This is a genomic window from Nitrosophilus alvini, assembly GCF_015100395.1.
Classification (GTDB): Bacteria; Campylobacterota; Campylobacteria; order Campylobacterales; family Nitratiruptoraceae; genus Nitrosophilus; species Nitrosophilus alvini.
Window position 1 is genome coordinate 663,071 of record NZ_AP022847.1, and the last position, 25,233, is coordinate 688,303.

General features: G+C 36.9%; 27 protein-coding genes. 19 read left to right on the forward strand and 8 right to left on the reverse strand.

What is annotated here, in order from left to right:
• The first annotated feature begins 2 nt into the window (after nt 1-2).
• From tyrS to EPR_RS03470, 4 genes are all read left to right on the forward strand, one after another.
• Nucleotides 3-1,205: a tyrosine--tRNA ligase gene (gene tyrS / locus EPR_RS03455; RefSeq protein WP_200763885.1), complete on the forward strand. Its 1,203-nt coding sequence runs from the start codon at nt 3-5 to the stop codon at nt 1,203-1,205.
• The gene (locus EPR_RS03460) at nt 1,202-2,293 is read left to right on the forward strand and encodes a nitronate monooxygenase (RefSeq protein WP_200763886.1); all 1,092 of its coding nucleotides are present in this window, start codon (nt 1,202-1,204) and stop codon (nt 2,291-2,293) included. The genes tyrS and EPR_RS03460 overlap by 4 nt, the downstream gene beginning before the upstream one ends.
• Nucleotides 2,294-2,450: 157 nt before the next feature.
• Nucleotides 2,451-3,743: an N-acetylmuramoyl-L-alanine amidase gene (locus tag EPR_RS03465; protein WP_200763887.1), complete on the forward strand. Its 1,293-nt coding sequence runs from the start codon at nt 2,451-2,453 to the stop codon at nt 3,741-3,743.
• Between the two features lie 178 nt (nt 3,744-3,921).
• A complete protein-coding gene (locus EPR_RS03470) occupies nt 3,922-5,253 on the forward strand; it encodes an OprD family outer membrane porin (protein WP_200763888.1) in 1,332 nt (443 codons plus the stop codon).
• 25 nt (nt 5,254-5,278) lie between these two features.
• Here the strand turns inward: EPR_RS03470 and ppa are convergent, their stop codons facing one another.
• From ppa to aspS, 6 genes are all read right to left on the reverse strand, one after another.
• The gene (gene ppa / locus EPR_RS03475) at nt 5,279-5,797 is read right to left on the reverse strand and encodes an inorganic diphosphatase (RefSeq protein ID WP_200763889.1); all 519 of its coding nucleotides are present in this window, start codon (nt 5,795-5,797) and stop codon (nt 5,279-5,281) included.
• A gap of 99 nt (nt 5,798-5,896) precedes the next feature.
• The gene (locus tag EPR_RS03480) at nt 5,897-6,172 is read right to left on the reverse strand and encodes a DUF503 family protein (protein WP_200763890.1); all 276 of its coding nucleotides are present in this window, start codon (nt 6,170-6,172) and stop codon (nt 5,897-5,899) included.
• Complete coding sequence (locus EPR_RS03485; RefSeq protein ID WP_234697171.1) at nt 6,163-6,921, reverse strand: competence/damage-inducible protein A; 759 nt, start codon at nt 6,919-6,921, stop codon at nt 6,163-6,165. Before EPR_RS03485 ends, EPR_RS03480 begins: the two co-directional genes overlap by 10 nt.
• 13 nt (nt 6,922-6,934) lie before the next feature.
• Complete coding sequence (locus EPR_RS03490; protein WP_200763891.1) at nt 6,935-7,507, reverse strand: adenylate kinase; 573 nt, start codon at nt 7,505-7,507, stop codon at nt 6,935-6,937.
• Between the two features lie 52 nt (nt 7,508-7,559).
• The gene (locus tag EPR_RS03495; protein ID WP_200763892.1) at nt 7,560-7,808 is read right to left on the reverse strand and encodes a FeoA family protein; all 249 of its coding nucleotides are present in this window, start codon (nt 7,806-7,808) and stop codon (nt 7,560-7,562) included.
• Nucleotides 7,805-9,562 carry an aspartate--tRNA ligase gene (aspS, locus tag EPR_RS03500; RefSeq protein ID WP_200763893.1) on the reverse strand — a complete coding sequence of 586 codons (1,758 nt, stop codon included), beginning with the start codon at nt 9,560-9,562 and terminating at the stop codon, nt 7,805-7,807. The genes EPR_RS03495 and aspS overlap by 4 nt, the downstream gene beginning before the upstream one ends.
• A 140-nt stretch (nt 9,563-9,702) precedes the next feature.
• Between aspS and EPR_RS03505 the strand changes: the two genes are divergently transcribed.
• The 12 genes from EPR_RS03505 to mrdA all read left to right on the forward strand — a co-directional run bounded on the left by EPR_RS03505 (nt 9,703) and on the right by mrdA (nt 20,234).
• On the forward strand, nt 9,703-10,542 hold the full coding sequence (locus tag EPR_RS03505) for an NAD(+)/NADH kinase (RefSeq protein ID WP_200763894.1): 840 nt from the start codon (nt 9,703-9,705) through the stop codon (nt 10,540-10,542).
• Entirely contained in the window at nt 10,542-12,068 is a 1,527-nt protein-coding gene (locus EPR_RS03510; protein ID WP_200763895.1) for a DNA repair protein RecN, read from the forward strand. Before EPR_RS03505 ends, EPR_RS03510 begins: the two co-directional genes overlap by 1 nt.
• Nucleotides 12,065-12,853: a TatD family hydrolase gene (locus EPR_RS03515; RefSeq protein WP_200763896.1), complete on the forward strand. Its 789-nt coding sequence runs from the start codon at nt 12,065-12,067 to the stop codon at nt 12,851-12,853. Before EPR_RS03510 ends, EPR_RS03515 begins: the two co-directional genes overlap by 4 nt.
• Nucleotides 12,854-12,899: 46 nt before the next feature.
• Entirely contained in the window at nt 12,900-14,114 is a 1,215-nt protein-coding gene (locus tag EPR_RS03520) for a lytic transglycosylase domain-containing protein (RefSeq protein ID WP_200763897.1), read from the forward strand.
• Nucleotides 14,098-14,868: a septal ring lytic transglycosylase RlpA family protein gene (locus tag EPR_RS09320; protein ID WP_275944509.1), complete on the forward strand. Its 771-nt coding sequence runs from the start codon at nt 14,098-14,100 to the stop codon at nt 14,866-14,868. The genes EPR_RS03520 and EPR_RS09320 overlap by 17 nt, the downstream gene beginning before the upstream one ends.
• 28 nt (nt 14,869-14,896) lie before the next feature.
• Entirely contained in the window at nt 14,897-15,469 is a 573-nt protein-coding gene (gene hisB / locus EPR_RS03530) for an imidazoleglycerol-phosphate dehydratase HisB (protein ID WP_200763898.1), read from the forward strand.
• Complete coding sequence (locus EPR_RS03535) at nt 15,466-15,963, forward strand: KdsC family phosphatase (protein ID WP_200763899.1); 498 nt, start codon at nt 15,466-15,468, stop codon at nt 15,961-15,963. Before hisB ends, EPR_RS03535 begins: the two co-directional genes overlap by 4 nt.
• Nucleotides 15,960-16,475, forward strand: coding sequence for an LPS export ABC transporter periplasmic protein LptC (gene lptC, locus EPR_RS03540; RefSeq protein WP_200763900.1), 516 nt, complete (start codon nt 15,960-15,962; stop codon nt 16,473-16,475). Before EPR_RS03535 ends, lptC begins: the two co-directional genes overlap by 4 nt.
• Nucleotides 16,475-16,954, forward strand: a complete 480-nt coding sequence (gene lptA, locus EPR_RS03545) for a lipopolysaccharide transport periplasmic protein LptA (protein WP_200763901.1) — start codon at nt 16,475-16,477, stop codon at nt 16,952-16,954. Before lptC ends, lptA begins: the two co-directional genes overlap by 1 nt.
• On the forward strand, nt 16,951-17,553 hold the full coding sequence (gene yihA, locus EPR_RS03550; protein ID WP_200763902.1) for a ribosome biogenesis GTP-binding protein YihA/YsxC: 603 nt from the start codon (nt 16,951-16,953) through the stop codon (nt 17,551-17,553). Before lptA ends, yihA begins: the two co-directional genes overlap by 4 nt.
• Nucleotides 17,550-18,014: an N-acetyltransferase gene (locus EPR_RS03555; RefSeq protein ID WP_200763903.1), complete on the forward strand. Its 465-nt coding sequence runs from the start codon at nt 17,550-17,552 to the stop codon at nt 18,012-18,014. Before yihA ends, EPR_RS03555 begins: the two co-directional genes overlap by 4 nt.
• A gap of 426 nt (nt 18,015-18,440) precedes the next feature.
• On the forward strand, nt 18,441-20,234 hold the full coding sequence (gene mrdA, locus EPR_RS03560; RefSeq protein WP_200763904.1) for a penicillin-binding protein 2: 1,794 nt from the start codon (nt 18,441-18,443) through the stop codon (nt 20,232-20,234).
• A gap of 28 nt (nt 20,235-20,262) precedes the next feature.
• Here the strand turns inward: mrdA and EPR_RS03565 are convergent, their stop codons facing one another.
• Together EPR_RS03565 and ybeY are read right to left on the reverse strand one after the other, a co-directional pair.
• The gene (locus EPR_RS03565; RefSeq protein ID WP_200763905.1) at nt 20,263-21,201 is read right to left on the reverse strand and encodes a calcium/sodium antiporter; all 939 of its coding nucleotides are present in this window, start codon (nt 21,199-21,201) and stop codon (nt 20,263-20,265) included.
• 101 nt (nt 21,202-21,302) lie between these two features.
• Nucleotides 21,303-21,719, reverse strand: a complete 417-nt coding sequence (gene ybeY, locus EPR_RS03570; protein WP_200763906.1) for an rRNA maturation RNase YbeY — start codon at nt 21,717-21,719, stop codon at nt 21,303-21,305.
• Nucleotides 21,720-21,879: 160 nt separating this feature from the next.
• Here ybeY and EPR_RS03575 point away from each other — a divergent pair, with 160 nt between their 5' ends.
• The 3 genes from EPR_RS03575 to EPR_RS03585 are packed head-to-tail and all read left to right on the forward strand — an operon-like array spanning nt 21,880 to nt 25,224.
• Nucleotides 21,880-23,874 (forward strand): methyl-accepting chemotaxis protein, encoded by a 1,995-nt coding sequence (locus EPR_RS03575; protein ID WP_200763907.1) that lies wholly within the window; start codon nt 21,880-21,882, stop codon nt 23,872-23,874.
• Between the two features lie 14 nt (nt 23,875-23,888).
• A complete protein-coding gene (locus tag EPR_RS03580) occupies nt 23,889-24,461 on the forward strand; it encodes a CheB methylesterase domain-containing protein (RefSeq protein WP_200763908.1) in 573 nt (190 codons plus the stop codon).
• Nucleotides 24,454-25,224: a CheR family methyltransferase gene (locus EPR_RS03585; protein WP_200763909.1), complete on the forward strand. Its 771-nt coding sequence runs from the start codon at nt 24,454-24,456 to the stop codon at nt 25,222-25,224. The genes EPR_RS03580 and EPR_RS03585 overlap by 8 nt, the downstream gene beginning before the upstream one ends.
• Nucleotides 25,225-25,233 lie beyond the last annotated feature (9 nt).

The following is a 25,233-nucleotide window of genomic DNA, read 5'->3' on the forward strand; positions in this document are numbered from 1 at the left end:
GAATGGTAAAAGAGGCGTTAGCTGAGATAAAGAGAGGTACTGCAGAGATAATAGATGAAGAGAGAATCGAAAATCTGCTTAAAGAGTATTTTGAAAAAAACAAACACTATTTTGTCAAAGTAGGATTTGATCCGACTGCACCGGATCTTCATCTGGGACATACGGTGCTTTTGCAAAAACTTGCCACATTTCAGCGATACGGCGGTATAGTACAGTTTATAATAGGCGACTTTACCGCTATGATTGGTGATCCAACCGGCAAAAGCGAAACGAGAAAAAAACTTGACAGAGAGACTGTTCTTGAAAATGCAAAAAGTTATCAGGAACAGGTATTCAAGATACTCGATCCGGATAAAACGCATGTGCTTTTCAATTCGCATTGGATAGAGAAACTGGGAGCAAGCGGAATAGTAGAACTAACTACACTTTTCAGTGTTGCAAGAATGCTTGAGCGTGATGACTTTGAAAAGAGATACAAAAGCGGCTCACCCATATCTATAAGCGAATTTATATATCCTCTTCTTCAGGGTTATGACAGTGTTTATCTCAAAAGCGATATAGAGATCGGAGGTACTGATCAGAAGTTCAATCTGCTTATGGGCAGACATCTGCAACGAAGCTATAACATAGGAAAAGAGCAGGCAGTGCTTATGATGCCTATACTCGAAGGGCTTGACGGCGTTCAGAAAATGAGTAAAAGTCTTGGAAACTATATCGGCGTTACAGACGAGCCTAATGAGATGTATGCTAAAATAATGAGTATATCGGATGAGTTGATGTGGAGGTATTTTGAGCTATTGAGTTCAAAAACTCTCGAGGAGATAAGAGTTCTGAAAGAGGGAGTCCAAAAGGGCAAAGTTCATCCAAAATATGCTAAAGAGCTACTTGCAGTTGAAATAACAGCAAGATTTCACGGTGATGAAGCGGCACACAAAGCCAAAGAGGAGTTTGACAGGGTCCATAAAAAAGGAGATATACCAAGCGATATTTCCGAATATGAGATGGCGGGTCCTGTATGGATTGCCAAAGCTCTGGTGGAGTGCGGGATAGAGCCTTCCACTTCACAGGCAAGGCGTGATATAAATGCCGGAGCGGTAAGGGTGAACAGAGAAAAGATAAACGACATGAATCTTCAGTTGGAGCCAGGAGAGTATATCCTCCAGGTTGGAAAAAGAAAATTCGCAAAACTAAAGGTAACAAAGTGAGCCTACCATCATTGAAAATAGGAAAGCACCATTTAAAATTTCCCATTGTACAGGGAGGTATGGGGTTAGGTATAAGCTGGGACAGGCTTGCCGGCTCAGTATCCAAAGAGGGCGGTCTAGGAGTTATAAGCTGTGTCGGAACAGGTTATTATGAAAATATGAGCTATGTAGATAAAGAAATTATAGGCAGACCGCTTGAAGTAGAAAACTTCTATTCAAGAAAAGCTCTTTTTAAAATATTTGAAAACGCTAGAAAAATATGCGGTGATGCACCTTTAGGGGCAAATATACTCTATGCGATAAATGATTATGGTAGAGTTGTAAGAGATGCGTGTGAAGCAGGTGCGGATATTATTATAACTGGTGCAGGACTTCCCACGAATATGCCTGAATTTACGGCAGATTTTCCAGATGTAGCGCTTGTTCCTATAGTATCATCTGCAAAAGCACTGAAAATTATCTGCAAAAGATGGAAGCAAAGATATGACAAGCTGCCCGATGCCGTCGTTGTTGAAGGGCCGCTTAGCGGCGGGCATCAGGGCTTTACATATGAGCAGTGTTTTATGGATGAGTATCAGCTTGAAAATATTGTACCCGAAGTAATAGAAGAAGCAAAAAAATGGGGAGATATTCCCGTTATTGCTGCCGGAGGTATCTGGGACAGAGACGATATCTTAAAATTTCTCGCTCTTGGAGCCGCTGGAGTTCAGATAGGGACAAGATTTATTGGCACTCATGAATGCGATGCCAGTGACACATTTAAAGAGATACTTTTAAATGCGAAAAAAGAGGATATTCTGCTTTTAAAGTCTCCCGTAGGATATCCTGCACGGGGAGTAAAAACCAATCTGATAGACTTGATAAATGAAAGGTCAGGTCCTCCTATTAAATGTATTAGTAACTGTGTAGCTCCCTGCAACAGAGGCGTTGAGGCAAAAGAGGTCGGTTTTTGCATAGCTGACAGACTGGGCGACGCATATATGGGAAACACTCAGACAGGTCTGTATTTCAGTGGGTCAAATGGCTATCGTCTGAATGAAATAATATCCGTAAAAGAGCTTATGAAGAAACTCGTAGAGGGAGAATAATATCAAACGGCTCCTTTTTTTTCTTCTGTTTGCTATATCTCTATTTTCAGCGGATTTACAAGAGATTGCCAAGGCAAGAGCAGAATTCTCTTCGCCTGACAAAGAGGTAGTCTACAAAGCGTATAACAGAATCAAAAACATCTATATCAACGCTCTTTTGGAAGGTGATGAAAAAGCTGTAATCGAGTCTCTCAAAAGCCTCATAGAAGGTGCGAAAATACTCGGTTACGATGCAACCGAATACAAGAAAAAACTAAAAAATTTTGAGAGTAAAGGCAAGAAATCAGCCAAAAAGAAAAAAGTAGCTTCGAAAAAGATAGAGAGAGAAAAAAAAGAGAAAAAAAAGAGTGAAAAAATTCGGTTTTCAAAATCTTCAAAGAGAGCCGTTTTAAAATCCGTAAAATTTGAGCCTAAAAAAGTTATATTTGAATTTTCCAGACAATTGGATAAAAAAGAGATTAGGTTTTTCAAACTCAACAAAAAAACCTATAAAGATGTATATGATATAAAAGGGGTCTGGCCTCGAAACTATAGAAAGTATAATCTTTCAACCGTTAAAGAGCTTAGAATTGCGCAGTTTGACAAAGAGCGTATAAGAGTTGTTTTTGAAGATAAGAAGCCTATAAAAAGCAGTTATAAAATAGATGGAAAAAGTATCGTCTTTTATCTGAACAGTTCCGCTCCTTCAAAATCCAAAATCCAAAATACAAAAAAGAGAATCCAGGCAAAGAGTGTTTCAAAAAACGCTCCTTCTTCCGTTTTTTACAGAATCAACAAAATTGTTGTTATAGACCCGGGACATGGCGGTAAAGATGTGGGAGCGGTGGGATATAAAAGAAAAAGAGAGAAAGATGCCGTTTTGGCGATTGCAAAAAGAGTGTATAAAGAGCTAAAAAAACGGGGATATAAGGTGTATCTAACAAGAAGCAGGGATAAATTTGTCAATTTGAGGTCAAGAACAAAATATGCGAACAGAAAAAAAGCCGATATATTTATTTCTATCCATGCAAATGCGGCACCCAAAAAGAGTAAATATCTCTCTATGAAAGGAATAGAAACATTCTTTTTATCCCCTGCAAGAAGCAAAAGAGCCAAAGATGTTGCTGCTTTAGAGAACAAAGTGGAGCTTTCATCAATGGGTTATTACTCAAAAATGACATTTTTAAACTTTCTTAACAGAGAAAGGATAATCGCTTCAAACAAACTAGCAATCGATATACAAAAATGGGTACTTTCAAATCTTAGAATGCATTTCAGAGGAGTCCAGGACGGAGGGGTAAGAGAAGCACCTTTTTGGGTACTTGTAGGTGCACAGATGCCCTCTGTCCTCGTAGAGGTAGGATATATAACTAATCCAACAGAAGCAAAAAGACTTTTCAATCCGCTCTATCAAAAACTTCTTGCCCAGGGTATTGCAGACGGCATAGACAGCTATTTTGAAAAAAATTGACATGTCACTTTTTTGACTGTGTAGAAACTACTCACTTCAAACCGTTTTTTCTCTATAAAAAATTTTTAAAACAATCATCAAAATTTCTTGGTTATTATTCTAATGGTTTTACAAAATAGCGGTATAGCCGCAATTTACCTTATGTTATTCATAATTTAAAATTATAAAAGGAGATTTGATGAAGAGACTTTCTATCGTTGCGCTGCTTCTATTGGGAAGCACAGGGTTCGCTGCTGATTCTCTGGATAGCTGGTTTAAAGAAGGCAAAGGTTACGGGAATATTAAATATTACTATATTGAGACAAACAAAGATTATCTAGATGGAACAGACAGTTCTGCACATGCAAACTCTATTGGCGGACAGTTAGGATATAAAACAGGAAAATGGAATGGAGTAAGTGCGGCAATTACAATGATGACTACAAATCCTTTCTGGCTGCCCGGTAAAGTCGATACGTCCATTATAGGCAGAGACAACGGACTTACAGGAGGTAATCCTGAAAAAGGGTTTGCTGTTGTGGGTGAGGCCTATTTGGATTACAGTAAAAATGACTGGTCTTTATCATACGGAAGAAAAGTGATAAAAACTCCGCTTATAAACGCAAAAGAGGTAAGGATGCTACCCAGTGCCGTAGAGGGTGCATTTGCAAATATGAAACTAGAATACGGTACAAAAATAGAAGCTGCATATCTTCAAAGATTCAAGCAAAGAACATCTGACAACTTTATGAATATTGTAAAACATGCACTAGGTGATCTGACAAAAGATATAACAGGATCTGATACTGGAAATGTAGCAATGCTCGGTGCCATATATTCGAAAAAAAATTATACTTTAAAAATATATGATTACTACTCTAAAGATTTTATAAACTCCGTATATCTTCAAAGTGATTTTAAAAACTCTCTTTCAAACGGTATCTCCTATAAGGCATCTTTCCAGTATATAGGTCAAAGAAGTATAGGAAATGCAGATGATAATCTGGCGATTGCCGGTTCTGTAACCGGAGGCAAAGATATAAATACAGATGCTTTCGGTGCAAAAGTTGCTTTGACACAAGAAGAAAGTACACTAAGCCTGGCTTACACAAAAGTACTTAAAGATGAAAATTCTCACGACTCGCTTGTTTTACCGTGGGACGGAACGCCTCTTTTTACAAATATGATTACGGCAAACAATCTTTTTCAGTCAAATTACGGTAAAGCGCTTAAGAGTGACAGTGCTTATATAGGAGGTACTCAGGGTGTAAGAGTTGGATATACGCAAGGATTTGATTTTACCGGAGTCAAAGGTTTTAAGACTACTATAGCATACGCACTTTTTACAAACGGCAGGTTTCCTGAGTCGCAAAGAGATATAAATGCTGTGATAAGTTATTCTAAGAATAATTACTCTATAGCTCTTAAAGGCATCTGGGTTGACAACCCCACTTCTGCTGCAGCGGATGGAACTGTATCTCAGATAGATTCTATGGCACAATACAGAGTTATTGCCAACTATAAATTTTAAATTACCGGGGATTACCCCGGTATATTTATTTGAATGCCTCTATAGCTTCCTGGAGAATTTTTTCAGCTTCTTCTTTTCCTTTGAAATCTTTAACTTTTACCCACTTATTTGGTTCAAGCATTTTATATGTTTCAAAAAAGTTTTTTATTTTTTCCAATGTAGCTTTAGGAAGGTCGTTAATTGATTTTATCTCCTCAAATGCGGGATCTACTTTTGTAACAGGAACCGCCAATAGTTTCTCGTCCATTCCACTCTCATCTTCCATTATAAGCACACCGATAAGTCTGCATTTGATAACGCTACCTGCCTGAAGAGGGTAGTCGTTCAATACCAGTATATCCGCAGGGTCTCCGTCGTTTGCGAGAGTATTAGGAACAAAGCCGTAATTTGCGGGATAAAACATTGCGCTGTAAAGAACTCTGTCTACAAAAACAGCTCCGCTCTCTTTGTCTATCTCATATTTTATATTCGAACCGTAAGGTATCTCTATAAGAGCATGCACCTTGTCTGGATTTTCTCCATAACCTATTTTATTGATATCCATACACTCTCCTATTTAATAATTTTGAAGTGGTATTATATAACAACTATCATATATATACTATTATGCTATTTTAAGAACAGCAATGAGACAATAGTTTGATCAGAGGATTTCATAAGATATAGAGTATTCGATATCACTGAAGTATCTGTTTAAAATTTTTTCAATATTTTGAATTTTTTTGTGTGTATACTCCTCTCCTAAAGACAAAAACACAACAGCAAGTTCTCCCTCTTTTGGATATTCGCTTGAGATATCAAGGATTGAAACATTTAGTTTTGATAATCTCTCTTTTATAGAGTTTAATATCTTTCTTCTGCCCTTTAGACTTTGTATATAAGGAAAATCAAGAGTAATCAGTAAATTTACTATCTGCAATTTTCGCCTTCAGTATATTTGATACCTTTTTCGTCCAGTCTTTTTTTATAGTAATCAAACCACTGTTTGGCTTCTTTTTTGTCTTTGTGAGCTATAGATATGACGGCACTGTACTTGCCGTTTTTAATAACAGGAAGACTGGAAAACTCTATATCTTTAGGAATCTCTTTCATTATATCTATCATGCTGTTTTCACTGGCTTCCACACACATGCTGAGCCTGGTTTTCTCACCGGCTTTTGGAAAGAATTTTTCAAGAGCCTCGATAATCATTGGATGAGCCATTTCCGGAAAACCTGGAACAAAAAAGAAACGCCTCTCAAGATAAAAGCCGGGAACTTTGTTTACAGGGTTGCTCAGAAGACCCGCGTTTATTGGCAGATTTGACATTTCAATCCTGTATGGATAGGCATCTTTGCCAAATCTTTCTATGATGAGTTTTTTTGCCTCTTCGTTTACTTCCTTCTTGCCCCCTGTAAACACTTTGGCGGCTACATCTCTTGTATAGTCGTCAGGCGTCGCTCCTATGCCTCCGAAACTGAACATGACAGAGTTTGGGTCCGCTTTTACAAGATTGAAAATCTTTTCTATCAGATCGGGATCGTCTTCTATGAAAAAAACAGCTTTAAGTTCCAAGTTTCTTTTTAAAAGTTCATTTTTAACAAATTCAAAATGTTTATCTTTACGTCTGCCGTTAAGAATTTCCGTCCCTATGATAACAGTATAGAAATTTGGACTTTCAATCTTCAATTTAGACCTTTGATTATATTTTTGACTTTATGAACTCTTCCATTTCGTCCACTATCTCTTCGATTCCTCTTTCTCCATTGATCTTTTTAAGAAGGCCTTTTGATTCATAAAATTTTTCTATTTCAGGTAGAGGCTCAAGATAAACTTTCATTCTGTTGTTGAAAACTTCTACGTTGTCATCTGCGCCTCTGGCTCGCCCAAGGACTCTCTCTTTTGCTGTCTCTTCACTAACTTCTACTTCAATAACGGCCTCTAGTTTTATATCAGGCTCTTTTTTAAGAATTTCATCAAGAGCTTTCATCTGTTCAACGCTTCTTGGAAAACCGTCTATAAGTATAATGTCCTTGTCGCTATTTTTTATAGCGCTAACTATTGTGTCAATGACGATATCCAGAGGAACAAGTTTGCCTTCATTGACAAAACTGCCTATTAATGCTCCCAATTGTGTCCCTTTTGCCATCTCTTCTCTAAGCAGTTCACCTGTAGAGTAATGAGCTATAAGCTCCTCGTTTCTTTTGGCGATAAGATTTGCATCTGTTGTTTTACCGCTTCCTGGTGCTCCTATTATCAAAAACAGTTTTTTCATCTATTTCTCCTTAAATTCGTAATTAGTTAATTGGTGTATGGGTGTATCCCATTTATTTGTTCACTTTTTTCTGACTTTCTACTTTCTCAACTAGGATTTTCTCTGCCTGTCCTCTGCATAGTGCGATTTTACTACCGCTTGATTCTATCTGAAGAGGCCCGAAAAAACCCTTGTTTATTATTTTGACAATATCGCCGACTCGAAATCCCATCGCTTCGAGACGGCATTTAAACTCATCGCAGCCACCGGAAAAGCCGATAACTTTTACAACTTCACCTACTTTGGCATCGCTTAGTTTCATGCCTTTTTCGGTTCTCTTATTCTGAGATGGAGTTCTTTAAGCTGCTCCGGGTCTACCGGACTCGGGGCATTTGTAAGAAGGCACTGGGCTTTCTGTGTTTTAGGAAACGCTATGACATCTCTTATGCTCTCTTTTTTTGTAAGAAGCATTATGAGTCTGTCAAAACCTATGGCAAATCCGCCATGCGGAGGTGCGCCGAACTTGAGAGCTTCAAGTAGGAATCCAAATTTTTCTTTTGCCTCTTCTTCGCCAATGCCTAAGATTTCGAAAACCTTCTCCTGTATTTCGGGTTTATGTATCCTTATACTTCCTCCTCCAAGTTCGACCCCATTTACCACAACGTCATAAGCAACCGATTTTATCTCTTCGATATCTTCGGTATCTATATTTTTCGGCATAGTAAAAGGGTGGTGAAGAGCCTTAACTTTTACATGACCCTCTTCGATTTCAAACATAGGGAAGTCCACAACCCAGACAAATTCATATCTGTCATTATCAATAAGTCCCAAGATTTCGGCAATTCTGTTCCTTAGTCTTCCCATATAGTCGAGAACTGTCTTTTTGCTTCCTGCCCCGAAAAATATTATATCACCGGTATTTGCACCTGTTTTTTCCAATATAGCCGCTTTTTCTTCATCGCTAAGGAATTTAACTATCGGACCCTGTAACTCCCTATTTTCTTTTACTTTTACCCAGGCAAGGCCTTTTGCTCCAAATTTTGCAACATAATCGGTCAGAGAGTCGATCTCTTTTCTTGTAAGTTTTTCTCCACCCGGAACACATAGTGCTTTTATACGATTTAGTTTTTTAAATTGAGCTATATCTCTAAAGACTTTAAGCTCTGTATTTTCAAATACATCTATTACATCTACCAGTTTCAGGTCGTATCTCAAATCGGGCTTATCGGATCCGTATGTTTCCATAGCTTCTTTGTAGCTCATTCTTTTAAAAGGTGTCTGGATGTTTATTCCGCAAGCCGCGAATATCGCTTTTATAAGACCTTCGGCAACATTCATTACCTCTTCGTCGTCGCAAAAACTCATCTCAACATCTATCTGGGTAAATTCTGGCTGTCTGTCTGCTCTGAGGTCTTCGTCCCTGAAACATTTTGCAAGTTGAAAGTATCTGTCAAATCCCGCTACCATCAGAAGCTGTTTGAAAAGTTGAGGTGACTGAGGAAGTGCAAAAAATTCCCCGGGATATAGTCTGCTAGGAACCAGATAGTCTCTTGCACCTTCGGGGGTAGATTTTGTAAGTATAGGAGTTTCTACTTCCAAAAAACCGTTTGCATCAAGAAAGTTCCTTGCGGCGATTGCCGCTTTGCTTCTGAGCCTGAATGTTTCATATGCTTTTTGTGTTCGAAGATCTAGATATCTGTATTTGAGTCTTATCTCTTCATTTACGTTTTCATCACCTATCACAAAAGGTGTCGGTTCGCTTCTGTTTTCGATAGTCAGGTCATTGACCACAACTTCTATTTTTCCTGTTTTGAGTCGGGGATTTTCCAGACCTTCTCCCCTGAGTCTCACTTTGCCTTTTGCGATAAGCACATACTCGTCTCTTACTTCAGTAGCCACTTTATGGGCTTTTTCGTCATCTGCAGGATCGCAGACAAGCTGTATTATTCCGCTTTTGTCTCTGAGGTCGATGAACACAACCCCGCCATGATCTCTGTAGCTGTTTGCCCAGCCGCAAAGAACCACTTCTTTGCCTATATCTTCTTCGGTCAGTTCAGTACAGTAGTGCGTTCTCAAGCCTTTCCTTTTTATCTTGAAATTTAGCGTGATTATAGCAAAGTATTTCTTAGCAAAAAGTGAATACGGCAATACTCCAGGGACTTAGTTATGTTAAAATATGCTAGTTTTTTATTCAAAAGAGTATAAACGGAGAATATATGCAGATTAAAACGGTAGGTATTGTTTTACGTCCATCCTCTCCAGATTTGAAAGAGCTTTTTTTCAAAGTAAAGAGCGCTTTCGAAGAAGAGAATATGGAAGTTCTTATAGACAGCATCAGTGCAGGAATGATAGGAGTTCTGGGCCAGGATTTTGATACGGTATGTGAAAAAAGCGATATACTCATATCAATCGGCGGTGACGGAACTCTTATATCTCTTGTCAGAAGAAGCTATCCTTTTCATAAACCCGTCCTGGGCATAAATGTGGGAAGACTAGGCTTTCTGACAGATATTATGCCTCACGAGGTGGCAGATTTTGTAAAAAACATTAAAAAGAACAGATTCAGAATTGACCAAAGAATGATGATGGAAGCGAAATTCAAAGGAAAAAGAGAAAAGCTTGTATCATTCAACGATATTGTTATAACACGGCCTTCAATCTCAAAAATGATTCATGTTGAAGCGTTTATAGATAAAAAATGGTTCAATACATATTTTGGAGACGGGCTTATCATATCGACTCCAACCGGCTCAACCGCATACAATCTGGCCTCTGGAGGGCCTGTTGTTTATCCCCTTACAAATGCATATATACTCACACCCATTTGTCCTCACTCTCTTACTCAAAGACCGCTTGTTTTGCCTGCGGAATTTGAGATCGAGATAAAAGTCAGAGATGAAAGCGCTCTTATGGTAATCGACGGTCAGGAGATATACGAATTTACTTCTGAAGATTCTATTATCATAAAAAAAGCGAAAATCGGTGCCAAACTTGTGCATAGGCTTGAGAGAAACTATTTTGAAGTACTCAGAGAAAAACTTCATTGGGGTAAATAGTGATAGAGAGACTTTATATAAAGAGCTATTTTTCATTTGAAGAAGTTGCTGCGGAGTTTAAAAGAGGACTTGTTGTATTTACCGGTCCAAGCGGAGCGGGAAAGTCTCTTCTTATAAACTCCATTTTATCGCTTACCGGATTTAAACCGGCAGAGGCGAAATTGAGCGAAATAGTGTTTGCAGATGATATGGATCTTGAAAAATACGGAATAGAGAGAGACGATATTGTTGTGGTCAAAGGAATCAAAAAGGAGAAAACGAGATTTTTTATAAACAGCCAGAGTGTGCCAAAAAGGGTTTTAAACGAGATTTTTGCTTCTAAAGTGAGCTTTTTGAGCCAGAAAGATACGGGAATATTCAAATCTAAAAATATACTTGAAGTTCTGGATCTTACCGCATCAAAAAATTTCCCCGGTTTTTCTTCGCTGAAAAAAAGCTATACCGAAGAGTATAAGAGATACACAGAGGTACTGGAAAAACTGGAAAGAATATATGAAGAAGAGAAAAAGGTAAACGATCTTATAGAATTTGCAAAATTTGAAATAGAAAAAATTGACGAAATCTCACCCAAAACAGGTGAACTTGAAGAACTTTATGCGATAAAAAAAGATCTTTCCAAAAAAGAGAAGATTGAAGAAGCCGTAAGCAGAGCTCAGTTGATATTTGAATCGGAATATCTTGTAAACGAAGCTCTGCAGCTTCTTGATATAGACAGTTCCTTTTTTGACGAAACGATGAATGAGCTGAGAAATATTTTCGAAAACTCAAAAGAGATGCTTTTGGAACTTGAGAATATCGATGTTGAAGAGGTTCTTGACAGGATAGAAAAACTCTCCGATCTGAAAAGAAGATACGGCTCTATTGAAGAGGCTCTGGAGTATAGAAACAAAAAAATTATGGAACTTGAAAGATATCAAAATCTCTCTTTCGAAAAGAGAGAGCTTGAAGATTATCTGAAAAAGAGCCAAGAGAGTCTTGAAAAAATGGCTGAAGAGATATCTGAATACAGGAAAAAAAGTGCACAAATATTTGAAGAAAAAATCAACAGCTATACGGCACTTTTGAAACTGCCGGCTGCGTCGGTCCAGATTTCGCATACCGAACTTTCAGAATATGGGAGAGATAAAGCTTCGATAGAATTGGAAGGTGTCGGGTTTGACAAGATAAGTTCTGGAGAGTTTAACAGACTAAGACTCGCTTTTCTAGCCTCCTCTCCAAAAGATGAAAAGGGAGTTCTTATTCTTGATGAAATCGATGCAAATCTAAGCGGTGAAGAGTCTATGGGAGTGGCAAAAGTACTTAAAGAGCTCTCAAAAAAATATCAGATTTTTGCGATTTCTCATCAAGCACAGCTCCCATCCGTTGCAGACCAGCATTTCCTTGTTTACAAAGATAAAGGGGAAAGCTGTCTAAAAGAGTTGACGGACGAAGAGAGGGTTTTTGAAATAGCAAGAATTGTAAGCGGAGAAAAGGTAACCGAGGAAGCAGTTGAATTTGCAAAAAAGGTTTTAAAGGAGAATGGTTGATAATAGATACCCACTGTCATCTGGACGATAAAAGATTTGATGAAGATATTCATGAAGTTATAAAAAGAGCGAGAGAAAAAGATGTAAAAGGTTTTCTTATACCGGGAGCCGACCCTGATGATCTTGAAAGAGCACGGGAGCTTTCCTATACATATGAGGGCGTATTTTTTGCGGTGGGAGTTCATCCTTATGAATGGAAAAAATATGATGAGGAAAGACTTAGAGAGTTTGCAAAAGACGAAAAATGCATAGCTATAGGCGAATGCGGTTTAGACTATTACAGATTGCCTGATGATGAGAAGCGGAAAATCGAAGAAAAAGAGAATCAAAAAGCTGTTTTTAAAGCCCAGATTGCCCTTGCAAAGGAGCTGAAAAAGCCGTTGATTATCCATATAAGAGATGCAAGTTTCGATTCAAGAGAGATTTTGATAAAAGAGGGGGCGCAAGAGGTAGGAGGTGTGCTCCACTGTTATAATGCAAGTCCAATGCTTCTTGATATGGCTGAGAGAAACTTCTATTTTGGAATAGGCGGTGTGATAACGTTTCAAAACGCCAAAAAGCTTGTTCAGATACTGCCTGAAGTGCCACGTGAAAAGATTTTGATAGAAACCGATGCGCCATATCTGACCCCCCATCCTTTCCGTGGAAAAAGAAACGAGCCGGCATATACCGTATACATTGCCGAAAAAATAGCCGAAATATTAAATATGGACTTTGATGAGGTTTGTGAATTGACGACAAGAAATGCAAAAACTCTCTTCAGGGAGTTTGATTCGATAAATTGATATAATAGTGCTTTTGAAAAATATATTTATTGTTACAGGAGAAGTTTTGCCGATAAGAGTTTTAGTGTTTCTGTTTTTGATCTCGGTTTATATGTTTGCCAGTCTCGACTTTTCGAACAGGTACCAAAAAGAAGTAGAGATATTGAATAGTCTGGATATTGATCCGCGTTTTTTGAATGATCCTGAGTTTATGAAAATTCAGAACGAGTTTTTGGAAAAATATAGAAAAAAGCATTTTTTCAAAACTATAGATAACGCTTTTATATATATTCCTACTATCAAAAGACTGATAAACGAGGCCGGAATTCCACAGGTGTTTCTGTTTATGGCTATGGCGGAATCAAATTTTTCTCCTCATGCCTATTCGAATAAAAAAGCTACCGGTGTATGGCAGTTTATGCCGGCAACCGCCAAGAAGTTCGGTTTGAAGATAGACGATTATGTAGATGAGAGGAAAGACCCTATCAAATCCACAAAGGCAGCTATAAAATACCTGAAACATCTTCACAATCTTTTCGGAAAATGGTATCTTGCCGCTCTTGCATACAATACGGGAGAAGGAAGAGTAAAAAGAGCCATCAAAAAAGCGGGAACAGACGAATTAAGCGTATTGATCGATCCTAAAAAAAGATATTTGCCAAGAGAGAGCAGAAGATATCTGAGAAAAATCGTTGCACTTGCTTTGATGGCAGGAAATACGGAGTTTATGCTTAAAGATGATTTTGACTATATATTGAATAGAGGGTCGGCATATTCTCTTGCTATCGTTGAAGCTACAGGCGGTGATCTACTAAGAGATATCGCAAGGTCGATAAAAATGGACCACAAAGAGCTCAAAAAGCTCAACGCGCATCTTAAGTATGACTTTGTTCCTCCATATTCCAAAAAATACAATATCTATATTCCTTATATCAAACTTGCTGATTTCAAAGAGAACTACAGACCTTCAAACAAAGAAAAAGTATTTATCGTATATAAAGTAAAAAAGGGAGATACCCTTTCAAAAATCGGGAAAAGATACGGAGTATCTTATAAAATCATCAAAGACTTTAACGATCTGAAAAGTCATATTTTAAGAATCAATCAAAAACTTGTAATTCCTGTTGCAAAGGCACAAAAAAGAGTATATACTGTAAAAAAAGGCGATACTCTTATATCGATTTCCAAAAGATTCGGTTTGAGTGTGGCAAAAATCAAAAAAATAAACAGTCTTAAAACTTCTACCATAAGAGTGGGAGAAAAAATTGTCATTCTCAATTAGAAAAATTTTTTTATTTGCTGTGATAGCCGTTTTTTTTGCCGGGTGTACAAGAACATATAATTACGGAGTCTATGAAAGTGTTCCCACATACGGCAAGCCAAAAACATCCAAAGCCGTGCACAGGGCTACTATGAAACCGTATACCATCAACGGCAGAACCTACTATCCGACAGTGGTAAGTGTGGGTACTGTATACAGAGGGGTTGCAAGCTGGTACGGAAGAGATTTTCACGGCAGGAAGACAAGCAACGGGGAATACTACAATATGCATGCGCTTACTGCAGCCCATAAGACTCTTCCTATGAATACGATGGTAAAAGTAACAAATCTAAATAACGGCAGAAGTGTTGTCGTAAGAATAAACGACAGGGGACCGTTTGTAAAGAACAGGATCATAGACCTCTCTTATGCTGCGGCAAAGAGAATAGGAATGGACAGAGTGGGCACGGCCCCTGTTATTGTAGAAGTACTTGGTTTTGATAGTACCATATCAAGACTTGCAGGTACCAAACAGGAGGTTATGATTAGCGAGTTTGCCGTTCAAATCGGATCTTTTAGACGTATACAGGGAGCAGAAATAACCAAAGAGAGATATTCACTCGTTGACGGAAGGTACAGAGCGGTTATCAAAAAGTTTTATTTTGAAGGAGCACCTCTTTACAGAGTATGGCTTAAAGGTTTCAAAAGTGAAGCCGAAGCGAGAGATTTTATTAACAGAGGCGAGTTCCCCGGTGCATTTATTGTCAGGGAATAGTGTCCGAAACAAAACTCAAGGATGATACATGGTGGAAATAAGCAGAAAAACAAAAGAGACGGATATAGAGTTGATATTAAATATTGATGGCAGCGGAAAATATAAAATATCTACAGGGATCGGTTTTTTTGATCATATGCTCGAGAGTTTTGCAAAACACTCATTAATAGATCTTGAAATAAAGTGCAAAGGTGATTTGCATGTTGATTTTCACCATACTGTAGAAGATGTGGGTATTGTCTTGGGCACTGCACTCAAAAAAGCCATCTATCCAATAGAAAAAATTGAGAGATTCGGCGATGCTGTGGTGGTTATGGACGAAGCAGCCGTTGAAGCGGCATTGGACTTGAGCAACAGACCATATCTGGTATACGATATTGATATAGATGGCAAGATAGGCGAATTTGATGCGGAACTGTTTGAAGAGTTTTTCAGAGCTGTTGTTTTAAATGCCTCAATTACTCTTCATCTTGTACAAAAAAGAGGCAAAAACAGACATCATATAGCCGAAGCTGCATATAAAGCTTTTGCAGTGGCTTTTAGACGAGCTTTGAGACCAAATGAGAAAATCAAGGTTCCAAGCACAAAAGGTGTGTTGTGATTGAACTGATTGTTCTTGATGTTGACGGATGTATGACAAACGGTAAAATCATATATACTAACAGCGGAGATGAGATAAAATCTTTCAATGTCAAGGACGGTTTTGCAATAAAAGCCTGGATGAGACTCGGTAAAAAAGTGGCAATTATTACCGGAAGAAATTCCGAAATTGTTGAGAGAAGAGCTAAAGAGTTGGGAGTTCATTATCTCTATCAGGGAAGCAGTAACAAACTTGAAGCGCTTGATGAGATAAGAAAAAAATCTCATCTTGAATTTTCCCAGATAGCTGTTATCGGAGACGATCTTAACGACTATAAAATGCTTAAAAACGCGGGAATAAGTTTTATTCCAAAAGATGCTTCACCATATCTTCATCAGGTTGCAGATGTGATTTTAAGCAAAAAGGGTGGAGACGGCGCCGTCAGAGAAATGATAGAGTATCTGATAAAAAAAGAGGGACTCGAAGCAGAGTTTCTGAAAGAGTGGATTGAATGAAACTCTCCCATTTTCTTTTTTTTATTTTAGCCGGTTCATTGTTATGGACACTGTTTATGAAACCGAGAGTTTTAGAAAAAAAAGAGGCAAAAAGTACCGCCGAACTTGTTTTTAAGAATTTTCTAATACTGGAGATTGAACAAGAGGGCATCAAAAAAAATATTATAGGGCAAGAAGGTAGAAAGTTTGCCGACAGATACGAGATAGATAAGATAAAATATTTTAAAAAGAACGGTGACTTTGAAGAACTGACCGCAAAAAGAGGAGTTTATAAAAATGATATAGTCAGAGTCTTTGGGGATGTGGTCTATAAAAAAGGGAAAGATTTTATCTTCAAGTCACAGCGTGCTAAATATGATACGAAAAAAGAGATAGTCTCTACTGATACTAAATTTACTCTTATAACAAAAAGCGCTGTTGTCAATGGGAGAGATTTGATTTATTACCGAAAAAGAGGTAAAATTTTAGCGAAAAAAATAGATGCAAAAATATTTGAAAATGGGAAAATTTGATGAAATTTATGAAAATTGCCGCAATTTTACTGCCTATGTTTATGCTGGCCGAAAATGTTGAAATTGTATCAAACAGCTTTGAAGCCGACGAGATGAAAAGAATATCTATTTTTGAAGGCAATGTTAATATAAAAAGGGGAAGTGACGAAATAAATGCATCGAAAGTCATTGTCTATTTTGATGAAAACAAAAAACCTTTCAAATATGAAGCGATTAAAAATGTGAAATTTTTAATTATTTTGAATAAAAACAAAATATATTCGGGAAGAGCGGGAAAAATAATATATCTGCCGAAGAAGGCGGAATATATATTTGAAAAGAATGTATATATTCATCAAAAACCGGAAGACAGAAAAATTTATGGTGAAAAAATCATTATCAACAAAGAGAGCGGACAGGCAAAAGTTACCGGAAAAGACAGCAAACCTGTCAAATTTATATTTAAAATAGATGATAATAGTTCAAAGGCTACGGAGTGATAAGGGCAGTAAATGCCTCTTTTGTAATTTCCGCACCTTCTATCAGAGAGGCTCCGCCCGAAGGCCTCAGCGAAGTAGCATTTCTTGGAAGAAGCAATGTAGGCAAGAGCTCTCTTCTCAATTCGCTGTCAGACAGAAAAAACCTTGCAAAAAAGTCGTCTACTCCGGGAAAAACAAGGCTTATAAATTTTTTTGACATTGTATATAAAACTGATGAGGCCGAATATCCTCTAAGATTTATAGATCTTCCCGGTTTTGGATATGCAAAGGCTTCAAAAACACTTCAAAAAGAGTGGAAAAAGAGTCTTACGGAATTTATTAAAAAAAGGGCATCTATAAGAGTTTTTGTTCTTTTACGCGATGCCAGACATCCCAATCTAGAAATTGATGAAGAGGCAAAAAGATTTATAAAATCCTTTTTAAGACCGGACCAGGCTCTTGTGGAAGTATTTACTAAAGTCGATAAACTTAAACAGAGCGAATTGGCCAAACTCAAAAGAGAGTTTCCAAATGCCGTATATGTTTCTAATACAAAAAAAAGAGGTATAGAAGAGCTTAAAAAAATTGTTTTAGAAAAGATTTTTGGAACGGTAAAATGAGTAAAATAGTTTATACAAAACCAAAACTTTCTGATATCCCCCAAATGCAAAAGGTTGTTGCAGATGCAGTCGAACAGGGAATCATACTTCAAAGAAGCGATGATGAGATAGCAACGAATATTAGATCATATACTGTTGCAAAAAAAGATGACAAAATCGTAGGTTTTGTAGCCCTTCATATTCATACCCAAAAACTTGCTGAAATAAGAAGTCTCGTAGTAAAAGAGGGATTCAGAGGAGAGGGTATAGGAAAAAAGCTAGTGCATCATGCTATAGAAGAGGGGAAAAAGCTGGGTGTCAAAGAGATATTGACGCTTACTTATTCAAGAGAGTTTTTTGAAAAGATGGGTTTTTCCGAAATAAGAAAAGAGGATATTCCCGAACACAAAATATGGGCAGATTGTATAAAATGCAAACATTTTCCGATATGCAACGAAATATCATTAATAAAAAAAATATAAACAGTTTTTTTTTATTTCTTTTTGCTATTTTTTATGAGATTCTTAGTTCAATATACCAGTTTTTGCCGCCGATGGCCGGGGTGGCGTTTCTTGTTTTTGTAAAATCGATTTTTAAAAAAGATATGTTTTTGTTGTTCACGGTATTTGTATATCTTATACTTTTCGAGACTGACAGATCTTTGCCTCTCTTTTCACTGCTGATTTTTTTTGTTTTATTATTTTACCTTTATAAAAAAATTTCAAAACTGGTCTCATGTAAAAAATGTCTTGATATGATTGCTATAGCTGCAGTTTATCTTGGCTATCCGCTTTTTGTTTATTTGATTGATAGGCTGTTTTTTCTTCAGAATTTTGATTTCAGTCCCTATTTTTTATACTATATTTTTATAGAATCCTTATTTGTACTTTTGATATCCGGAATCTGATATGAGACTGAAGATAATAATTTTCGTACTTATTAGTATATGGACAATTCTTCTGGTCAGAGTATACTATCTAAGCATAAAATCTAACAGTTATTATGAAATTCTTGCCAGACAGAATGTTATAAAAAAAGAGTGGCTCATACCAACAAGAGGAGAGATTTTAGATAGAAACCTCAAACCTCTAGCTATAAATAAAATAGGCTTCAAAATCAAAATACCCCCTCATCTGAGTTCCGAAAAAAGAATACATCTAGTTGAAAAAAAGATTTCAATCCTGATGAAATATTTTCCGTATCTTAATCGTGAAAAAATTATCAGAAAATATAAGAAAAAAGATTCGCCGTACAATCATGAATATATTGAGATTATTCCATTTATTCCGTATGAAGAGATGATTTTTGTGTACTCAAAGTTAAATCTTGTAGAAGGCATCAAAATAGAGCCCTCTGTAAAGAGATATTATCCAAATGGCAAAACCGCTTCTCATATCATAGGATATGTATCCAGAACAAACAGAAAAGAGGCCGAAAATGATAAAACTGCCAGACTTACCGGGATAATAGGAAAAGCAGGTATAGAAAAGTATTATAACAGCTATCTTCAAGGGGAGCCTGGATACAGAAAGATAAAAGTTACTGCGTTCAACAAAGAGATTGAAGAGATAGAAAGAGTTCCTCCAAAAGAGAATCAAAATCTTGTTCTTTCTATAGACCTGGAACTACAAAAATATATAGAGACACTCTTTGAAGGCAAAGCCGGCGTTGCGATAGTTATGGGTGTAAACGGAGATATATTGGCAGCAGGAAGTTTTCCAGAGTATGATATCAATATGTTTGTTTCCGGAATTTCCAAAGATAAGTGGCTCAAGCTTATCAGAGATTTTAATCATCCTTTTACCAACAAGCTCGTAAACGGCCTTTATCCGCCAGGTTCTACGATTAAAATGGGCGTAGCACTCTCTTTTCTCGATTCAAAAAAAATAGGAGAGTATACACCCTTTTATTGTACAGGTGCCTATGAGCTTGGCGGCAGGAAATTCAGATGCTGGAAACAGACAGGACACGGTGAAACCAGAATGAAGAAAGCCATAAGAGAGAGTTGTGACGATTACTTTTATAAAGGAAGCATGAAAGTCGGTATCAATAAAATTGCTGCAGATATGAAAAGATTTGGATTTGGGCGCAAAAGCGGAGTAGATCTGCCGAATGAATTTATCGGAATCATTCCTGATAAAGAATGGAAAAGCAGAAGGTATGGAGAGCCTTGGTATATAGGAGAAACTCTGGTAGCTTCAATAGGGCAGGGGTATGATCTGGTTACGCCTATGCAGATGGCAAGATTTACTGCTCTTCTTGCAACAGGAAGGCTTCCGAAACCCCATTTTGCAAAAAAGTTTGTTGATAAAAATTTTGAGCCTGAATTTGAAAAAAATGCTTTAACTCCTTTGGAAAAAAGGAAACTTAAATTTATACAAAGAGCCATGTATGAAGTGTGTAACCATCCAAAAGGTACAGCTACGGCAAATATAACAACTAAAGTAAAAATTGCCGGTAAAACCGGTACTGCGCAGGTAGTAGGCATACCTCAGGATGAGAAAAAAAGAATGAAAGAAGAAGAACTCAAATATTTCAGCCGTTCTCATGCCTGGCTGACCACATACGGTCCGTACAAAAATCCCCAGTATATCGTAACCGTTCTTGTAGAGCACGGCGGGCACGGAGGAAGTGCAGCGGGACCTATAGTTTCAAAAATATACGATAAACTTGTTGAAATGGGATATATAAAACTCAAATAGACTAAATGTATCTCAAAAGACAATTGTCCTAAAGCATCATGGTTTTTATACTGTTATATATAAAGAGCGCAAGGAATACAAGAAGCGTAATGCCTGCCGATTTGTTATAGAGTCTGTTTGCAGTTACAAAAACAAGAACTACAGAAAGGACAAGGGCAGCCGTTATATCAAACAGATATTTTTGAATATCGATTGTCAAGGGGTTTACCATTGCAGCCGAACCCAGTACTACGGTAAAATTGGCAGCGTTGCTGCCAATGATATTTCCTATACTCATATCCGCCTTTTTATTGATTGCCGCGACGATGCTTACAATGAGTTCGGGCAAGCTTGTTCCGAAGGCTATCAGAAGAAGCCCTATAATCCATTCGCTTACACCGAAATCTCTTGCGATATTGCTTGCACTTTCTACAGCATAATCGGCTCCTTTTACAACCAAAACAAAGCCTATCAAAAGAAAAATCGACGTTTTTATCCAGGAAAAAGGCTCTTTAGCGAGAGATTCGTCTATCTCCTCAGCAAGAAGTTTTGCATCTTTTGATAAAAAAAGCAGATAACCACCCATCATAATCAAAAACAGAAACCCTTCAAATCTGTCTATAGAGCCGTCAAAAGCCATCATAACAAATATAAGAACCGGGAAAAGCGCCCAGGCACTGTCTTTTGCAAAAATATCTCTTTTTGGATTTATATGTTTTGCGATCAAAAATACAAAACCTAGCACCATTGCAATATTTAAAACTACGCTACCAAGTACGTTTGCTACGGCCATTTCGCTTTTATGATTGTAGCTTGCCGCGACACTTGCCGCAAGTTCCGGTAGACTGGTTCCTACTGCGACAAGAGTGGCACCAATGACAAATTCGGATATATTAAAATGAAGAGCTATTCTTTCCGATTCTTTTATAACAATATCTGCACCTTTTATCAAAACAGCCATAGAGACGATAAATATAAGAAAATCCAAATATACTCCTTGTTTCGTGAATCGTAATTCGTAATTCGTGACTCGTGAATGGTGATTGGCACTCACCCACACCCACACTCACACTCACACCCACACTATCTCTAACTGTTTCTCACAATAAGGCTTTTGGGAAGATTGAATTTCTCGATAATCTCTTCTTCTTTTTTTCTCATTTCACCACTATCTTTTTCATGGTCCATACCTAACAGATGTAAAAGAGCATGAATGAAAAGCAGTGCAAACTCTTCTGATGGAGTGTGACCATATCTTTGAGCCGCTTCCAAAAGATGATCAAGTGAAATGACGATTACGCCGAGCATAGCACCGGGAGTATCTTGTAGCGGAAAACTCAGTACATCGGTAGGCTGATCTATACCTCTAAACTCTTTATTTATTTTTTTTATCTCTTCATCATCGGTTAAGATCAGCTCTATATCTTTTGAAGTAAGAGAATCAGCGATATTTTCGATAAGTTTGATATCGAACTGATAATCTGTTCTGTTGTCAAATTCGATCATTTTTTTTCCTTTGGATTGAACCGTGCTCAGTAAAGTTCAATTTTGTGTATTTTACCAAAAATTAGCTTATTAAGGGCGCTCTAGTTTGCCTTAATATTGTTTTTAATACAAATGGCTTAAAATAAAAAAAACATTTTATAAATCGTGACAAAGGGTCTGAATGAGTTTTTTGAACAATATAAAGATTAAAACAAAACTGGCAATTCTTGTTTTTTTGCCAATATGTGGAATGCTGTTCTTTTCTTATCTTGAAATTACAAAGGACTATGAAACATATAAAGAAAATTCCATTTTATCTGAACAGGTAAAGCTTTCGACAAAAATATCGGCTCTTGTGCATGAGCTTCAGAAAGAGAGAGGAAGAACAGCTGGTTTTCTTTCAAGCAGAGGAGAAAAGTTTGCTGAAGAGATACTCTCTCAAAGAAAATTGACAGATAAAAAGATAAAGGATTTAAAAGCATATATATCGAAAATGGATCAAAAAAGACTTAGCGGTATAAAGGATAAACTTAAAGCTGCTCTTAAACTTTTGGATAATATAGAAAAAGTGAGAAAAAAGATAGACAAGTTTGCTATAGATACGAAAAATGCTCTAGATTACTATACTAAAATGAACGGACTTTTTCTCGATAGTATCGGTCTTATATCAAAACTTAGCCATAATGACCGTATCAGCAAAGAGCTCTTTGCCTATACGTTTTTTCTTCTTTCAAAAGAGAGAGCAGGTATTGAGAGAGCGGTTCTGTCCAGTACTTTTGCAAGAGACTCTTTTTTGCCTGGTTTTTACGAAAAGCTGGTCGTTCTCATCACAGAGCAGAAGGCTTTTTTAAAAGCTTTTTACACAACCGCTCCGGATAGTTTTATAAAGTACTATATGAAAGTAAGCCAGGGAAAGGCAGAAAAAGAAGTAGAAAGAATGGAACATATTGCATTGTCGAAATTTCAGGAAGGAAAATTCGGCATAGATCCATCCTACTGGTTTGATACAATTACTGCCAAAATAAACAATCTAAAAAAAGTTGAAGATACCATTTCCAGTGAACTTATAAAAGGTATAGGATATGAAGTGGACAAATCAAAACAGGAGCTTATACTTCTATCTTCAATTGTTCTAATTATGACTATAATTATTCTTGTTCTGGGATATATTGTTGCAGAAAAAAACATTAACGAAACTATTCAAAAAATAGAAGAGGAGCTTGATTATATATCAAGAAATAAAAACTTGACCAGGACTATAAAACTAGACAGAAAAGATGAGATGGGACAGATAGCTGAATCGATAAATAAACTGATCGAATCTTCGAACAAAGTGATACAAAAAGCAAAAAGTTCTGCCCAGGAAAACGCTTCTATTGCTGCCGAGCTTAGCTCTACATCTATGGAAATAGGAAAAAGGGCTGAAGAGGAGTCAGAAATAGTAACTCATACAACGGAAAAAGCTGTACAGATGATAGGTCCTTTACAAAACTCTGTCAGCAGACTTGACGAATCTAAAAAGGTAGTAACAAATGCTTATGAAAAACTCGATGTCGCAAATGCAAATATTATGAAACTTTTGAATGCTGTGAAAAAAAGTTCCGAAGAGGAGAAGCATATTGTCGAAGAGCTTAATACTGTGGTTGAGAGTACGGATGAAGCGAAAGACGCTCTTAAACTCATAGAAGATATAGCAAATCAAACAAATCTTTTGGCTCTCAACGCCGCAATCGAAGCTGCAAGGGCCGGAGAGCACGGGAAAGGATTTGCCGTTGTTGCCGAAGAGGTGAGAAATCTTGCGGAAAAATCGAGAGGATATGTGGATGAAATAAACGATACCATCTCAAAATTTATTGACAATATAAATATGATTGCAAAAAAAATATCTACAAATGCCCAAAATATAAACAAACTTGCCGATTCTGCTTCAAACGTGGAAAATGATGTTAACGATGTCTCTGCTGTTATGCAAAACAGTGTATCATTGTCAAGTGAAGCGGTAGGAAATATGAAAGAAATCAGTAAAAAAATCGAAGAGATTATAAAAGATATAGAACAGATTAATGAAATATCATCATCTAATACCAGAAGTGTCGAAGAGATAGCTACAGCGACCGAACATCTCTACAAGCAGATAGAAGAACTTAACATTTTGCTTGATGAATTTAAAACGTGATAAATGAAGTTTGAATGAAGATAGCTGTTATAGGGGTATCCACCGGAGGCCCTTCTCAGATAGAGAGAATTGTTAAAGAGATAAAAGAGGCAAGGAGGGGTGTAATTGTTATCTGCTTGCATATGCAGCCTGAGATTTTGAAAAGTTTTGTAAAAAGGCTGTCGAATATAAGCCAGATGCCCGTGTATGAGAGTGCGGAAGCGTTAAGACTCGAAAAAAACAGTATAATAGTCTGTACAGCTGATAAAGATACTCTTCTTAAAAGAGATAGGGAGAAAAAAATATTAAAACTTGATAAAGATAGCTCCTCATTTTATAAGCCGGATATCAATAAATTTTTTCTTTCTGTTGCGGAAAATTTTACAGATTATAAAAATATAATGGCTATACTTCTTACGGGAATAGGAGAAGACGGAGTAGAAGGACTCAAGGTACTAAAAGACAGAGGTGCAAAAACATATGCTGCGGATGAGAAAAGCTGTATCGTATACGGTATGCCAAAACGTGCACATGAAGAGAATGCTTGCAGTGAAGTTTTGACTCTGGATGAAATAATAGAAAAAATGAAAAGATTCTTAAATGAATAAGTGCATGAAAGATATTCTTTCTCTTTTTAAAAAAGAGACAGGAATCGTTTTTGAAAACAAGCTGCATATTCTAGAAAAAAAGATAGGTAAATTTTTTACCGATTTGAACTTTGCCACATGTGAAATTTTTCTTTCACAGCTTAAATCAAATAAAAAGCTATTTCAGTACTTTATAGATTCTTTGACGGTATCGGAAAGTTATTTTTATAGAGAAACAAAGCATTTTGATATAATCGTTGAAATTTTGAAAAGAAAAAGAGGCAATAAGAGAGTTTTGTCTATTCCATGTTCTTCGGGCGAGGAGCCTTATACCCTTCTTATATATTGTCTGGAGCATGATGTAAAACTGAATGATTTGCAAATTACAGGAGTTGATATAAATTCGAAAGTTATTGAGATTGCAAAACTTGGCAGATATAGTAGCAGAAGAGTAAACAATGTACCCAAAGAGATACTAGAAAAATATTTTTACAAAGAGGGTGATTTTTACTATTTTAAAGATGAGTATAAAGAGCATATTAAATTTGAAAGAATGAATCTTTTTGAACTCTCCTCTATGAAAATGGGAAAATTCGATATTGTCATAAGTAGAAATCTTTTTATCTATTTTGATAATGAGACAAGACAAAAGGCCCTGAAAGTTTTTCATAGTATTATAAAACCCGGAGGCTGTTTGATACTTGGACATGCCGATACGGTTAAAAATATGATAGGATTTGAAAAAAAGCTGATAAATGGTGTAGTCATATATGAGAAGATTTGATATAATCGC

Excerpts from the sequence above, each read along its gene's own strand:
- EPR_RS03495 (WP_200763892.1), bottom strand. The coding sequence starts at position 7,808 with ATGAAACTAAGCGATGCCAAAGTAGGTGAAGTTGTAAAAGTTATCGGC.
- lptC (WP_200763900.1), top strand. The coding sequence starts at position 15,960 with ATGAAACTCTCCCATTTTCTTTTTTTTATTTTAGCCGGTTCATTGTTA.
- tyrS (WP_200763885.1), top strand. The coding sequence starts at position 3 with ATGGTAAAAGAGGCGTTAGCTGAGATAAAGAGAGGTACTGCAGAGATA.
- EPR_RS03585 (WP_200763909.1), top strand. The coding sequence starts at position 24,454 with ATGAATAAGTGCATGAAAGATATTCTTTCTCTTTTTAAAAAAGAGACA.
- EPR_RS03470 (WP_200763888.1), top strand. The coding sequence starts at position 3,922 with ATGAAGAGACTTTCTATCGTTGCGCTGCTTCTATTGGGAAGCACAGGG.
- lptA (WP_200763901.1), top strand. The coding sequence starts at position 16,475 with ATGAAATTTATGAAAATTGCCGCAATTTTACTGCCTATGTTTATGCTG.
- EPR_RS03490 (WP_200763891.1), bottom strand. The coding sequence starts at position 7,507 with ATGAAAAAACTGTTTTTGATAATAGGAGCACCAGGAAGCGGTAAAACA.
- EPR_RS03555 (WP_200763903.1), top strand. The coding sequence starts at position 17,550 with ATGAGTAAAATAGTTTATACAAAACCAAAACTTTCTGATATCCCCCAA.
- mrdA (WP_200763904.1), top strand. The coding sequence starts at position 18,441 with ATGAGACTGAAGATAATAATTTTCGTACTTATTAGTATATGGACAATT.
- hisB (WP_200763898.1), top strand. The coding sequence starts at position 14,897 with ATGGTGGAAATAAGCAGAAAAACAAAAGAGACGGATATAGAGTTGATA.
- ybeY (WP_200763906.1), bottom strand. The coding sequence starts at position 21,719 with ATGATCGAATTTGACAACAGAACAGATTATCAGTTCGATATCAAACTT.
- EPR_RS03505 (WP_200763894.1), top strand. The coding sequence starts at position 9,703 with ATGCAGATTAAAACGGTAGGTATTGTTTTACGTCCATCCTCTCCAGAT.
- EPR_RS03575 (WP_200763907.1), top strand. The coding sequence starts at position 21,880 with ATGAGTTTTTTGAACAATATAAAGATTAAAACAAAACTGGCAATTCTT.
- EPR_RS03580 (WP_200763908.1), top strand. The coding sequence starts at position 23,889 with ATGAAGATAGCTGTTATAGGGGTATCCACCGGAGGCCCTTCTCAGATA.
- ppa (WP_200763889.1), bottom strand. The coding sequence starts at position 5,797 with ATGGATATCAATAAAATAGGTTATGGAGAAAATCCAGACAAGGTGCAT.